Raw genomic sequence first — 13,268 nt, 5'->3', positions numbered from 1 at the left:
GGACAGACAGGCGTCCGCGCACGCCGTGCACGTCTGGGAGCAGTCGAAGCACTCGGAGATGCAGCGCTCCATGGCCCCGCGGTTGACGCCGCCGAGGTCGGCCGGGTAGGTCCGCAGCATCTCCTTGACCATCGTGGTCATGTGTCACCCCCTCCGTGAGGACGGAGGCGGTCTCGGTGACCAGCGCCGCCTTGAACATCTTTCGCACGGCCCCGGCCTTCAGCGCCTCGTGCATGGTCAGTGCGGCTTCGTCTACGAGCCGCGGCTCCGGCTCACCTTCTGCGGCGCGGAGAAGGAACTCCTCTTCCCGGAACCCGCTCCGCCTGCCGGGCCCGCGGAACGCCGGGCGTGCCATCGCCCAGGGCCCGGAGTGACGGCCGACGTCACGGAAGTCGAGCCGGGATCCGAGCAGTGGCGGCACTGCGGTACCTGCCGGGGCGGCACCGGGGTGCTCCTGACGGAGAGCACCGGCCGGACCGGGAGCGTCGAAGGCCCCTTCCCGGGTCTCACTGCTCCCGGTCGGCGGACGGTTTGCGGCGCCGGTAGTAGCGGGCGACGCGGGTGCGGTTGCCGCAACTTCGCCTGCCGCCTCGTCCTGGCCGTGTCCTGAGACACGGTGCCGGACGTCCCTCCCCGACCCCGCCGCGCACGGACTCCGCCCACCGGCCGGCCGCGTACGGGGAGCCCCGGCGCCGCCACGGCCCACCCGGCCGCGACGTGCTGCGACCACCGTTCGACAGGGCGGTGCTGTCAGAGGTCGGGTTCCGGGCCGGTTTCCGTGACGTCGGCGGTCATGCCGGGTGGGCGACGATCCGCCCCGTGCCCCGCAGATCAGGCGGGCGGAGCAGGTCCCGGGAGAAGGCGCTCCTTCGCCGCACCACAGAAGGCGGGCCAGAACCCTCTCCGATGTGCGGAGTCAGTCAGTGCGCAGCCGACGACGAACGCCAAGGCAACCGCCGGCGCCACGGTGGTGCCGGTGTGCGGCCCAGGACGGTGCGGCCGTGCCCGTGGTGACCGTGTGCGACGTGATCGGCGCGCGCACCGGAGCGGTGTGCGGCATGGCCGTGGCTGCGGATGACGGGCGAACCGTCGTTCCCCCCTGTGCACCGGACTGCGGACGGCTGTCCGTCCGCTCGTGGACCCATGCGGGCAGGGGTGCGCGGGAGGAATCCTGCGCCGGGAGCACCCTGTGCGGCGGGCGCCGGGGCCCGTGCGGCACGAGCCCCGGCACCCCGGACGTCACTCCTTGCCGAGGAGCTTGTTCATGGTGTCGATCTCGGCGTTCTGGGTGGCGATGATGTCGTCGGCCATGGACTTCGCCGGGCCGTAGGCGCCGTTCTCCTTCTCGGTCCTGGCCATGGCCACGGCACCCTTGTGGTGCTCGATCATCATCTCCAGGAAGGCGGTGTCGAAGGCCTTCCCGGAGGACTTCTCGAGTTCGTCCATCTGCTCGGGGGTCATCATCCCCGCCCTGCCGTGACCTCCGTGAACTCCGTGGCCGGAGTGGTCCGCGCTTCCCTCGGCGGGAACGTCCTCGCCCCAGGAGGTCAGCCAGCCGGTGAGGGTGTCGATCTCCGGCTGCTGGGCCTTCTCGATGTCGGCGGCCAGGTCCTTGACCTCCTGCGAGGCGGCGCGGTCGGCGGCGAGGTCGGCCATCTCCACCGCCTGCCGGTGGTGGGGGATCATCCCCTGGGCGAAGGAGACGTCGGCGGCGTTGTGCTCACCGGTGGAGGGCGAGGCGGAAGCCCTGGGCGAGGACTGGTTGCCGTGGCCGGCGTGGCCGGTGGAGGCGTTGTTGCCGCCGCAGGCGGTCAGGACGACGGCGGTGGTCACGGTCACCGCCACGGCGGCGAGCCGGCGCGGAGCGGAGCGGTGTGCGGTCATGGTGGTGCAACTCCTGTTGGGCAAAAGGGAAAAAGGGCACGGTGGGGCGCGGCGACCGCTCCCTGTCGGGGCGGTGGCACGCGGGTGCTCCTATATGCGCAGGAGTTGCAGTTCGCTCAGGGACGGTGGCGCACGGCTGCCGAGCGAGTCCGCCGGAGCCCGCTGCGTGGCGGACGCATCGGCCCTCGGGGCCGCCGGGGTGGGGACGAGGGCGGGGAGGGCCGGAGGGCCGGAGGTGCCGCCGGCCGCGCAGGCGGGGTCCGCGTGGCCGGGGTGGTCGCCCGTCTCATGGGGCGCGTGCGCGCACTCCCCGCCACCGGAGCCGTGCGGGCCGTCGGACGCCATGGCGGACAGGGGCATCGCATGTCCGGTGGCGGGCAGGTCGTGGGACCAGCCCGGCAGGCCGACCGTGGTCGGGCCGTGCATCGCCACCAGCCCCGTCAGCACCGACAGGACCAGCAGCACCAACCGCACACCCAGGGGGCGGGTCAGTGAGTACGTCCGCTGATCCATACAGGTCATCCTAGGTGCGGAGTCCGGCCGTCGAGCGGCTGGTCGTCCACTGCGGGGCGCAACTGGAGGCCGTTGTGGTGAGGATCACAGGCATCGGCTGGAGCATCCGCGGAGCCATCACCCGTCGTGCCCCGTCCCGGAAGGCCGGGACCGTCGTCCAGGACGCCGCGGTCGTGCGCGCGGCCCGGAACCCGGTCGGCCCCCGCGGCTTGCACACCGCCAAGGCCGTGGCGGCGAGCAGGATCGGCAAACCGCCACCGGAGTGGAGTACACGAGCCGGGCTCCCCGGCCCGCCGGGCACAGCCCCGGAGGGGGAGACCTGCGCGGCCATGTCCGCGAAGCGGCCGATCGATTGGGCGGAGATCGGCAGGACCGGGTCGCGAGGACGGTGAGCAGGAGTTCCGCCAGGACCCAGCGGTGCCGCAGCAGGCCCCACGCGGTCCCAGCGGGCAGATCACCCCCGCCAGCGGCGAAGCCGGGCTCGCCGGGACGATGACGAACCTCACCATCGGCTCCATCGCCGGATGGACAGCACGCACCGTCCGGGCGTCATGACCGGTCAGGGGGGCCACGGCGAGCACCAGGTGGACGACAACAGCACCCGGCCACCCCACCGGGAAGACGATGTGCACGGTGAGCGCGGACCTGCGGCTGCGCGGAGCCGGCGTCATCGGAGGACACCGGCAAACAGCGCCCGGCCGTCGAGGGCGCGAGGCAGCCCAGGACTCCGTATGGCACTGGGTATGGCACTGGCGGACGTGTGGCGGCCGGGACCGTGCTCTCCTCCGCCGACGGGCATCACCGAGGCGATCAGCACGACCACGACAACCCCGGCGCACCCCGACGCCTTCACCCGGCGCGGTGCGCCGGGGGCTCCGGCCCGTGGCGCCGCCGAGGTCCGGCTGCGCCACGTCCGGGCGGGCGGCAACGGGCCGGCCGAGGCCGGCCCGTTGCTCCGGGACGGTGGACGACGGTTGAGGGAACCGCGGTGGAGGGGACCGCGGGGAGCCGTCTACCGCGGTTGTCCACCGGGGGTGAGGTGGACGGGGAGGCGCTGGTGGCCGTTGGAGATCAGGCTGCCATCGGGCTTGAGCTCCTCGGCGGGAACCGCGAGGCGCAGGTCGGGGAAGCGGTCGAACAGGGCCGGGAGCGCGGTGGCGGCCTCGGCCCGGGCGAGGGCGGCGCCGAGGCAGAAGTGGACGCCGTGGCCGAAGGACAGGTGCTCCTTGTCGGGCCGGGTGACGTCGAAGACGTCGGCGGTGTCGCCGTGCAGCTTCGGGTGGCGGTTGGCGGCCGAGTAGGAGGCGAGGATCGCCTCGCCCCGCCGGATCGTCGGGCCGCCGGGCAGGTCGATGTCCTCGACGGCGTACCGCAGGGGCGAGTGGACGACCGGCGATTCGAACCGGAGCGTCTCCTCGATGACGTCGTTCCAGCCGGCGCGTCCGGCGCGGACGTGGGCGAACTGGTCGGGATGGGTGAGCAGGGCGACGACGGCCTGGTCCAGCAGGTTGACGGTGGTCTCGTAGCCCGCGCTGATGACCAGCAGCAGGGTGTCGACGAGTTCCTGCTCGGTGAGGGAGGAGCCGTCGCCCTCCTCGTCCCGGGCGGCGATCAGGACCGAGGTCATGTCGTCGCCGGGCTCGGCGCGCTTGGCCGCGACGAGGTTGTGCAGGATCCCGTACAGCTCCAGCGCGTTGGCGGTGGCCTGCTCGGAGGTGAGGGTGGTGTCGAAGACCTTGTCGACGGTGCGGCGGAAGTCGGGACCGGAGTGCTCGGGCAGGCCCATCAGCTCGCCGATCACCTGGATCGGCAGCGGGTAGGCGAAACGTTCGCGCAGGTCGACGATCTGGCCGGGCGGAGTGGCGGCGAGGTCGTCGAGCAGGGCGGTGGTGATGGCCTCGATGCGCGGGAGGAAGGCGTTGATGCGGCGGGCGGCGAACGCCGGGCTGACCAGGCGGCGCAGGCGCCGGTGTTCGGCCCCGTAGGCGGTGAACATGTTCCGCACGCTCACCCACAGCTCCAGCGGCCACCGGCCGACGATCTGGTCGGGGAACAGCGGCCAGTGCTGGTGGGCGTCCTTGGACACGCGCGGGTCGGTCAGGAGTTTCCTGAGCAGCTCCGGGTCGGTGACGGACCAGGCCCGCACGCCCAGGATGTCCACCGGGGTCGCCGGGCCGCGGGCGCGCAGTGCGGCGTCCTCGGCGTGGCGGTCGGCACCACTGGGGTCCAGTACGTAGATCTGTTGGTCCATTGCCGGGGCTCCTCGGGGCATGGGGACAGGCGGTACGGAAGGGAGGACGACGGGTCAGGGCGACCGGGCCACGGTGGAGCAGGTCGCGGTGGAGCGGGCCGGCGGTGCGGCGACACGCTCGGCGGTACGCCCTCGCGTCCGGTCCTCACGTCGAGTCCGGCCACCGGTAAGTCGTCCCGCATGCCCACCTCCTCCTGCCGTCGGGTCAACATCCGGCACCATAGCGCCTGTTGCGGAGGGTGTGACGTCCGCCTGCCCCGCCGTACCGGGCCGCGGGCCGGACCGGTCGGGCGCGTGCTCCCGAACGGTCCCCCGCCACCCGCGTCGTCCCCTCGTGGCCGGTCAACGGCCTTTCTGTGGAAGGGAGTCGGCGAGCGGCCGGGTCGATGGACCTCCCGGTGGGAGGAGGGCGGGGAACGGCTCGTGCGCGGCCGTCGTGGGTGCCCCGCCCGCCGCCCACAGCCGGGGGACCACTGCTCCGGCGGGCCGACTCCACCCAATCCCGGGCCTTTCCCGCCCGCGGTCGTGCGGGAAAGGCCGAACCCGGCGGGAACAAGGCCTGAAAGAAGGGGGCGTCGGAGCCCGGCGCCCCGGAGTGACGGCGGCCTCTCCGCGGACGACGGCCGGAGAGCAGGGCGACCGCGCGCGGCCCGCCGTCCGGAATGCGCATACGGACCGGAAAGGTTCCGGCGAACCCGTCCGATCGCGCCCCGCCGTGTCCCGCCGTCCCGGTGGAAAGCCCGGATTCGGTGCGTGGCCCGCGGCCGGGGATTCCGCTGTCGCGCCTCACGCCTCCCGGGCCGCACCGCCGCCGGCGGCGAACCGGAGGCGGCCTCGCGCGCCGCGTCCACCAGGCCGATTACCTCCCGGGTAATCGACCCGGCGGAACCCCCGCGCGAACATTTCCTCGTCCGTCGCGTCCGCCGTCGCGGCGCGCACCCACGACGAAAGGACCTCCCCGAATGAGCAATCTCAAAACCGCCGTCGAAAGGTATTTCGCCGCCTGGAACGCCCAGGACGCCGAAGCCCTTCGGAAGGCCGTCGCCGAGGCGTGGACGGAGGACGGCACCTACACGGACCCGATGGCCGATGTACGCGGCCACGACCAGTTGGCCGCCACCATCGCCGCGGTGCACGAGCAGTTCCCCGGTTTCGAGTTCAGGATGACGGGAGAGGTCGACGGCCACCACCACACGGCCCGCTTCACCTGGGACCTGGTCTCCACGGCCGACGGCTCCTCCCCGGCCGCCGGATTCGACGTGATCACCCTGGCCGGGGACGGACGCATCGCCTCGGTGCTGGGATTCCTGGACCGGGTACCCGGAGCCTGACACCCCCACCGCGCCACGCGGGCGGCGTCCCGTCGGGCGCGCGGACGGCGGGGCGCCGCCCGTCCGGGCCCGCCCGCCGCCCGGGGACCGCACCGCCGGCCGGCCGGTGCCGTCGCCCCCGGGCCGGGCGGGCCGCCCCGTACGCCGTCCGCGCGCCCGACGGCCCGTGGCGGGGGCCCGCGGAACGGCGGCGCCGACAGGTGAATCCGACGGAAGAACCGCTGCTCCGCGCGCTGTTCGCCACGTCCCGCGGAATTCCCTTGTTTGGATGTTGTGTTCACGGCAAGGCGGTCCCGTGAAGACGACAAGGAGGTACCCAGACATGGGCATCATCGCGTGGATTCTCATCGGTCTGCTCGCCGGAGCGATCGCCAAGGCGCTCATGCCGGGCAAGGACCCCGGCGGCATTCTCGTCACCATGCTCATCGGTATCGTGGGTGGCCTTCTCGGCGGATTCCTCGGCAAGGTGATTTTCGGCGTCGACTCGATCGACGGATTCTTCGAACTGTCCACCTGGATAGCCGCCATCATCGGCTCGGTCATCGTTCTCGCCGTCTACCGGGCGGTCACGGGCCGCAGCCGCGCCCACGTCTGACCCGGACGACGGGTATACGGCGGCCGGTGACGGCTCGCCGCCCCGCGGACGGTTCCGGCTCACCCCCGGCAGCACCTCACCACAGGGGCTGCCGGGGGTGAGTCATGCGATCCGGGGGTGAACACCCGGTGGGGAACGGAAAACGGGGCACACGACCACGAGCCGGGACCAGGAGAGCGGGCCGGGGACACGGACCGCGACACGGGCCGGGAATGCCGCCCGGGACGAGGGAGGACGAGATGGGCCAGGTCGTACTGCTGCTGTCGGCCGGGATCGCGCTGGCCGTGGTCGCGCTGGCGGCGAAAGCGCTGAAATGGCTGCTCATCGTGGCCGTCGTGGTCTTCGTCGCGGGACTCGTGACCGGCCGGGCGAAGCTCCGCGGGTAAGGGCGCACCCGGCCGCACCGTACGCCCCACCCGGCCCTGCGGTACCGGTTCCCGTGAATCGGTTGTGACGGGTGCGCCACGGACGGTAACTTCTCGCATCCCGCGTCAGGGGGAATCACGCGAGAGTCGGGGGACCTGCCATGGCGACACCTCCACCCAGGAGCTTTCCGGACGACACCGGTGCGGACATCTTCGTCCGCGAGTACCCGACCGCCGTGGTGCCCGACGCACCGGGGTACCTGGCCACCAGGCCGCCCCTGCTCGTCCTCCGCGTCCCGGGGATCGAGGAGGAGTACGAGGCCCGCGTCCGCCGGGTCCTCAACGCGCTGGTGGAACCGCTGGACGACGCCGGCAAGCTGGTGCCCTACGCCATCCTGCAGGCGGGCTCCGACACCGACCTGCTGGCCGAGGCGGCGGGCAACCGGCTCGGATTCGGCATCCCCGGCAACATGACCCCCGACCGCTTCCCGGACTTCGAGCTGCTGCGGGACGTCGTCGACCACGTCCGGGCGAGCCCGGGGGACCGGGCGGGCCCCGGGGCGAAGGTCCTGCGGGACCACGCCTACCGGCAGCGGGCCGACCGGGGAGGACTGCCCGGCCTCCTGTGGTCGCTCGGCGGCAAGGACGCCCCGCCGGGCGCGGGATTCCGGGGCTGGCTGCTGCGGACCTGGTGGCTGAGCATCACCAGGACCTTCCCTCGGTGGTACTGGGCGCGCCGGAAGACGACGCGACTCGTCAGGCCGGGACGCCTCTCCCTCAACCGGCGCCCCCGGTGGCTCGGTGCGGAACTCAACGTGCGCCGGAGCAGGGAGGACCTGTTCGAGGTCATGGCCGCGGTGGCGGCGCGCCAGGCCCCGAGGCTGGCGCTCCCCCCGGACCACCCGCGCCACGCGGAGGCGCTCCAGGCCATCGACCAGCTCCTGCTGCGCGCGCTGCTGGCCGACCTCGGCAGACCCCCGGTCGGCCGCCTCACGCCCAGGCGCCGCCGCCGGAGCGCCCGCCCCGTGATCCTGGTGGAGATGCCCCGGTACGCCACCGAGGGGGCCCAGGCGGCCGAACGCTTCCTGCGCGCCTTCCACCAGGCGAGCCGCACCGCGAGCGGCCCCGGCCCCCTCGTCATCGCGGTCGGCCAGATCTCCGACACGCTCCTGGCCGAACTGGACCCGGAGGAGTGCAACCTCTCCCAGGCCGGCCTGCTGCTGCACGAGGACGCCCGCCGCCCGGTCCTCACCAGGCTCCGCGAGGAACCCTTCTCCCGGCCGGGGCTGCCCGTCCGCAAGGTGTCCCCGCGCCGCTTCAGGCTGAGCTGGCGCGCCCAGACGGCGGTGGTGGCGGGCACCACCGCGCTGGCCGTCTCCCTGCTGGGCATCGGCGGGGTCGCGGTGCTGGGGGACCCGTGGCCGGACACGTCCTGCGCCGGCGGCGACACCGCCGTCACCGAGCGGGACGAGCCGGTCCCGGTGGAACCCAGGAAGTGGTACGAGGAGGCGCTCGCGCAGATCGACAAGCAGAACGAGGAGGCCGACCGGCTCGCCGAGGATCTGGGCAGGACGGTCCGCACGGTGGTGCACTTCGGGTCGGACAGGCCCACGGACCGGACGGGAACCCTGTTCGACGGGACCATTCCCGAACTCCGCGGCCTCGCCATGTGGCAGCGCGACCTCCTCAAAGGGGCGGACGCCAACATCTCGAGCGTGCCCCTGCGCCTGGACGTCCGCACCACCGGCAAGGGGTTTAAGAACGCCGAGGAGGAGGCCGAGAAGCTGGTCGAGGAGATCAGGGAGGCCGACCGGCGGGGCCGCGCGGACCACCGGACGGTCATCGGGGTCCTCGCGTTCGCCCAGAGCAAGGACGAGACCAGGAACGCGCTGGAGATCCTGGAGAAGGAGAACGTCCCCGTGGTGGGCACCACCGCCACCGCGGACGAGATGCTGGTCAGCCAGAACCACTGGCCCACCACCCCGCTGAACAGCCACGAGGCGCGGATGGCGGCGGCCTTCGCGCACACGTCGAACATCGTGGCGCGGCAGGACGGGAAGGACGGCTGCGCCCCCGCCCGGCACGCCGTCGTGGTCCAGAACTCGGGCGACCTGTACAGCTGGAGCCTGGCGGACAAGTTCGTGAAGGAGTTCCCGGGCGACGAGGAGCAGCTCGTCAACTTCTCCCAGGAGGGCGACTTCGGCAACTCTCCCGCCGGCACCCCCAAGGTGACCTCCGCGTCGGAACTCGCCGACACCGTGTGCAAGGCGCTGCGGAAGGAGAAGGGGGAGACGTTCGTCTACTGGTCGGCGCGGGCACGCGACTTCACCGCGTTCGTCGACGCCTTCGACAACCAGGGCACGTGCGTGAAGGACGGCCTCACCGTGGTGGGCGGCAACGAGCTGACGAACGTCGCGCTGACCGGCAAGTACGCCGACAAGACGTGGCTGCGCCTGTACCACTCGGCCCACCGCCTGCCCCACACGGACGGCAAGGCGAGCGATAAGACCGAGCAGTTCGTCAAGCGGTACGACGACTTCGTGGCCGGCCCGCCGGAGCGGGACCCCTGGCAGCACGACGGGCACTCCGCGGTGTCGTACGACGCCTTCCACGTGCTGTCCCAGGCGGTGGACGACGCCCGGTCGGGCAAGGAGGTCCACCGCAGCGCGGTGCTCACCGCGCTGCGCAGCGGCATCGAGTTCGAGGGGGCCACCGGCTACGTCGGCAAGCCCGCCTCCCACAACATGCCACCGGCGGACAAGGTGCTGGTGCTCCTCAAGCAGTCGGACGACAAACCGGTCGTCGTGGGGGTGTGCGGCGCCTACGAGCAGGGCGTGAAGAGCCAGGACCAGGGGCCGCTGTGCGCACAGTAGGGCAGCGCCCGCAGGCGCTGCCCCCGCTGCCCGCTCACGCCCCGTACGGGCGCGGGTCCACTCTGTAGAGTGAACCCCGTCATGAGCACATGGAGCGGAACGGCCGCCGGGTGGACGGCGGCGGGGGAAGGGCAGGGCGGCCCGGCGTACGCGCCGTGGCAGCCGCCCACCGACGTCGAACAGCGGCTGTACGAGGCGAAGACGCGCGGCGACTGGAGCGCGTACCTCGACGTCCTGGCCGGGGCCCAGTTGTTCCACGCGCTGCCCCGGCCGTGGGTGGAGGCCAACCCCGGGTACTTCGCCTTCTTCCCCTACTGGGATCCCAGGACGTGCAGGCACTACGTGGCGATCCTGACCGAGGGGATGCTCCCCTGCCCGGCGCCCGACCCGGTGTTCCTGGAACACTCGCTGGGCTGGTTCGCCGCCAAGTGGGACGACCCCAACTGGTGGCTGGCGGTCAACCCCGGCAGCCCGTGCGAGGCGTACTTCGCGGCCGGCCCCGAACACCGGCACCTGTGGACGCAGCACGCGCAGCGGGTGTCGCGGACCGCGCGGAGGGGCACGCTGCGCGCCCTGCGGGTCGGCGGCGTGTTCCAGGGGCCCGTGGCACACGGCCTGGCCTGCGGTGCGCTGCTGTGCGTGTCCAACGGCTCCCTGTGGAACGCCATGGGCTGGCACGGCACGGGATACAACGGCGAGCGGGAGCGGCTGGCGGACTGGTGGGGCATCACCACCCGGGAGGAGTGGATGTCGGCCCAACAGCGGCTCCTGGCGGGCGAGATGAGCAACTCGTCCTGGGAGTTCGTGCTGGAGGTCCGGCGGGCGATCGCGCGGGAGTACGGCGGTGCGGTGGAGATCGGCCACTGGCGCCAGGTCGTCGAGCGCGTCGTGCGCGGCCGGGTCGAGGAGGCGGCCGTCCGCGGCGTCACGAACCTCCCCGACCCCGGCGCGGAGGTCGGCAGGCTCCAGCAGCTCATCGGCCGCATCGTCCGCTACGAGGCCCGCTTCCGCGCGGACGGCCTGCTGGGCGAGGACGAGTACGTCACCTCCGTCCTGGCCTGGGACTACGGCCGGGCCTCGAAGATGGCGCGCTGGGGCCTGGGCGCCCGCTTCTGCGACGTCACCGAGGCCGAACAGGCCGTGGTGCGGGCGGGCCGGGTCAGCCAGGTGACCTACTCGTCCTGGGAGGCGTTCTCCGCCGGCTACATCCTCGGCCGCTGCCTGCACTTCGACAACGAGGAGTTCGGGGACTGGTACGAGGAGATGCTGGCCGCCCACCGGCTGCTCACCACCGACCCCGCCAGCCCCTGGCTCACCATCCCCTGGAAGTGACCGCCGGGCCGCCCGGCGCCCCGGCGCGGCGTGGCCGGGCGCTACCGCACGGCGCCGTCCCGGCGCCGCCGTCTCAGCGGGGGACCGTCCCGGCGGTGGACCGGCCCAGCGGGGAGAGGCCGCACAGGACCAGGACGGCGCCCACCGGCAGCAGGTCCAGGTCGGCGGCGATCGCCACCAGGCCGAGGAACACCAGCACCGGGCCCCGGGCGGGGAGCAGCCGGGGCCGTACCACCACCGCCCGGACGAGCAGCGTCATCAGCCCGAGCTGGAAGAGCGGCGGCGCCACGGCGTACAGCGGACCGGGCAGCGGCGCGTTGTCGTGGAGCCACCGGAACAGGTCGCCGAGGATCACCCACAGGAAGCCGAGGACCCCGGCCAGACCGGCCACCACCGCGGCGTCCGCCAGAACCCGCTGCCGGGCGGAACGGGCCGGGACGAGCCGGCGCAGCCCGACGACCAGGACGCCGAGGAGGACGAAGGCCAGGAGGAACGCGGCGTGACCGGCGTACCACGCGGGCCCCGGCCCGTGGCCGCCGTCCAGGCCGTCCACCCACCGCAGGACCCCGTAGACGAAGAGGAGGACGGGAGCGCCGACGGCCGGGACCACGACCGGCGGTGACGGTGACCGCTGACCCAGGGAGGCGCGAGAGGACGTCATCCCGACACCCTGGCAGGACCGGGTTTCTGGGACATCGGGGTCCTCCCGGACCGTCCCCCGGCACGACCCCGAGGAGCGGCCGGGGATGCCGGGGGAGCGGTCCGCCACGGACCGCGGCCGGCCCGCCGGGCGGACGGCGCCACCACCGACGGCGCTCCCGCACTCAGCGGCCGTACCCGCCGGAGCCCGGCACCCGGGACCGGAATCGCCATTCGGTGTCCGGGACGGAGTCAGCCGTCGGCCGCCCGGTGCACGGCCGCGGAACGCAACTCGCGCAACCGTACGAGATCGGAGTGCCGGGCACCCGCCACCGACTCCTCGGCACGGCCTTGCGCTTCGGCGATTGTCCGCGCGAGGCCCGTCTTCCGCTGGCAGTCGGCGTCCTTCGCGGACAGCTCCAGTTCGTACCCCGCGACACCGTGAAGCTTCTCCGGGTCCGCCGCGGCCCGGCGGAGCCGGCCGTCCACCAGGGTTCGGGGATCGTCCAGGGTCCTGACGCGGATGCCCGCCTCCCGCATGCAGGACGCCCACCGCTCCTGGGCCCTGAGGTACCCCGGAGCCTTCCGCACCGTGGTGATCACCTGGTTGGACAGCACCTGGTACGTGTTGTGGAGCCGCTCGTAGTCGGCTCCGTACAGCTTCTCCCGAGCCTTGGTGAGGCAGGCGTCGGAGTTGTAGAAGAACTCCACTTTCCCCGGCAGGCGTACGCGGACCTCGTGCTTCTTGGTGCCGAGCAGGGCCTGACGCCACCGGGGCCGGCGGGAGCGCTCCTTGTTGGGATCGTCGGGTATGCGCGTGTTCAGTCGCGCGCTGGTCATGCCGTAGCCGTCCTGCCGGGCCTGCTCCACGATGAGCAGGCCGTACGGATTGGCGTCCTGCGGGTCGGCGCCGCCGGTGGCGAGCCGTTGCGGTTCGTAGGCGAAACCGCGCTGCCGCATGCACCCGGCGATGAACTGCTCGTTCGCGGTGTGCAGGGCGTCCCGCTCGTGCCGGTCGTAGTGGAGGGCGTCCCCGAAGGGGCGCGGAAGTGCCTCCTCGGGGGCGGTGTCGCCGGAGTCCGCGCATCCGGCGACACCGAGGAGCCCGAGGAGCAGTACAGCGAGCACTGCGCGGGTTCCGTCTTTCATGTCAGGCACATGACATTCAGAGAGATGGTCAGGAGCGGCACCAGTAGTTGGAGGAGATGTGCGGCAGGTTGCTCCCCACGCTCTTCCAGCCGGTGCCGCGGTTGAGGTTGTAGCCGGAGCCGGTGCCGCCCTTGCCGGAGTAGACGGTCACGTTGCACTGGTTGCCGTTGTTGAACAGCGAGCCGCCCACGATGTTGTAGAAGTTGGTGTACATGGTGAGGTCGTCGTTGTCCTCCCAGACTCGCTGCACCGAGCCCTGGTAGTTGGTGAGCCAGTACGCGCACAGTGCCCCGGAACTGCACCCGGCCGGGGCGGCGTGGGCAGCGGGTGCGGCGA

General features: G+C 72.7%; 11 protein-coding genes and 1 pseudogene. 5 read left to right on the top strand and 7 right to left on the bottom strand.

What is annotated here, in order from left to right:
• The 4 genes and pseudogenes from VE546_RS15075 to VE546_RS15060 all read right to left on the bottom strand — a co-directional run.
• Nucleotides 1–141, bottom strand: a pseudogene (locus tag VE546_RS15075) (four-helix bundle copper-binding protein); the annotation flags it as partial.
• Nucleotides 142–1,239: 1,098 nt separating this feature from the next.
• Nucleotides 1,240–1,884: a DUF305 domain-containing protein gene (locus tag VE546_RS15070; protein ID WP_324922496.1), complete on the bottom strand. Its 645-nt coding sequence runs from the start codon at nucleotides 1,882–1,884 to the stop codon at nucleotides 1,240–1,242.
• Nucleotides 1,885–1,974: 90 nt separating this feature from the next.
• A complete protein-coding gene (locus tag VE546_RS15065; protein WP_324922494.1) occupies nucleotides 1,975–2,397 on the bottom strand; it encodes a DUF6153 family protein in 423 nt (140 codons plus the stop codon).
• Between the two features lie 1,012 nt (nucleotides 2,398–3,409).
• Nucleotides 3,410–4,648 (bottom strand): cytochrome P450, encoded by a 1,239-nt coding sequence (locus VE546_RS15060; protein WP_324922493.1) that lies wholly within the window; start codon nucleotides 4,646–4,648, stop codon nucleotides 3,410–3,412.
• Between the two features lie 962 nt (nucleotides 4,649–5,610).
• On the opposite strand from VE546_RS15060, the gene VE546_RS15055 reads away from it, so the two are divergent.
• From VE546_RS15055 to VE546_RS15035, 5 genes are all read left to right on the top strand, one after another.
• Complete coding sequence (locus VE546_RS15055; protein WP_324922492.1) at nucleotides 5,611–5,979, top strand: nuclear transport factor 2 family protein; 369 nt, start codon at nucleotides 5,611–5,613, stop codon at nucleotides 5,977–5,979.
• Between the two features lie 322 nt (nucleotides 5,980–6,301).
• Nucleotides 6,302–6,574, top strand: coding sequence for a GlsB/YeaQ/YmgE family stress response membrane protein (locus VE546_RS15050; RefSeq protein ID WP_324922490.1), 273 nt, complete (start codon nucleotides 6,302–6,304; stop codon nucleotides 6,572–6,574).
• A gap of 239 nt (nucleotides 6,575–6,813) precedes the next feature.
• A complete protein-coding gene (locus VE546_RS15045; protein WP_324922488.1) occupies nucleotides 6,814–6,960 on the top strand; it encodes a hypothetical protein in 147 nt (48 codons plus the stop codon).
• A 140-nt stretch (nucleotides 6,961–7,100) separates the two neighbouring features.
• Complete coding sequence (locus tag VE546_RS15040) at nucleotides 7,101–9,812, top strand: ABC transporter substrate-binding protein (protein ID WP_324922486.1); 2,712 nt, start codon at nucleotides 7,101–7,103, stop codon at nucleotides 9,810–9,812.
• Between the two features lie 81 nt (nucleotides 9,813–9,893).
• The gene (locus VE546_RS15035; protein ID WP_324922484.1) at nucleotides 9,894–11,144 is read left to right on the top strand and encodes a DUF1266 domain-containing protein; all 1,251 of its coding nucleotides are present in this window, start codon (nucleotides 9,894–9,896) and stop codon (nucleotides 11,142–11,144) included.
• Between the two features lie 73 nt (nucleotides 11,145–11,217).
• Here the strand turns inward: VE546_RS15035 and VE546_RS15030 are convergent, their stop codons facing one another.
• The 3 genes from VE546_RS15030 to VE546_RS15020 form a co-directional block, all read right to left on the bottom strand.
• Nucleotides 11,218–11,805: a hypothetical protein gene (locus VE546_RS15030; RefSeq protein ID WP_324922482.1), complete on the bottom strand. Its 588-nt coding sequence runs from the start codon at nucleotides 11,803–11,805 to the stop codon at nucleotides 11,218–11,220.
• 230 nt (nucleotides 11,806–12,035) lie between these two features.
• Nucleotides 12,036–12,911 (bottom strand): hypothetical protein, encoded by an 876-nt coding sequence (locus VE546_RS15025; RefSeq protein WP_324922480.1) that lies wholly within the window; start codon nucleotides 12,909–12,911, stop codon nucleotides 12,036–12,038.
• Nucleotides 12,912–12,960: 49 nt separating this feature from the next.
• On the bottom strand, nucleotides 12,961–13,268 hold a 308-nt coding region (locus VE546_RS15020; RefSeq protein WP_324922478.1), incomplete at its 5' end, for a peptidase inhibitor family I36 protein.

It is taken from the genome of Streptomyces sp. (genome assembly GCF_035644915.1).
GTDB lineage: Bacteria > Actinomycetota > Actinomycetes > Streptomycetales > Streptomycetaceae > Streptomyces.
The sequence above is the reverse complement of the archived record's forward strand: the minus strand, read 5'-3'. Positions and strand labels throughout refer to the sequence as shown.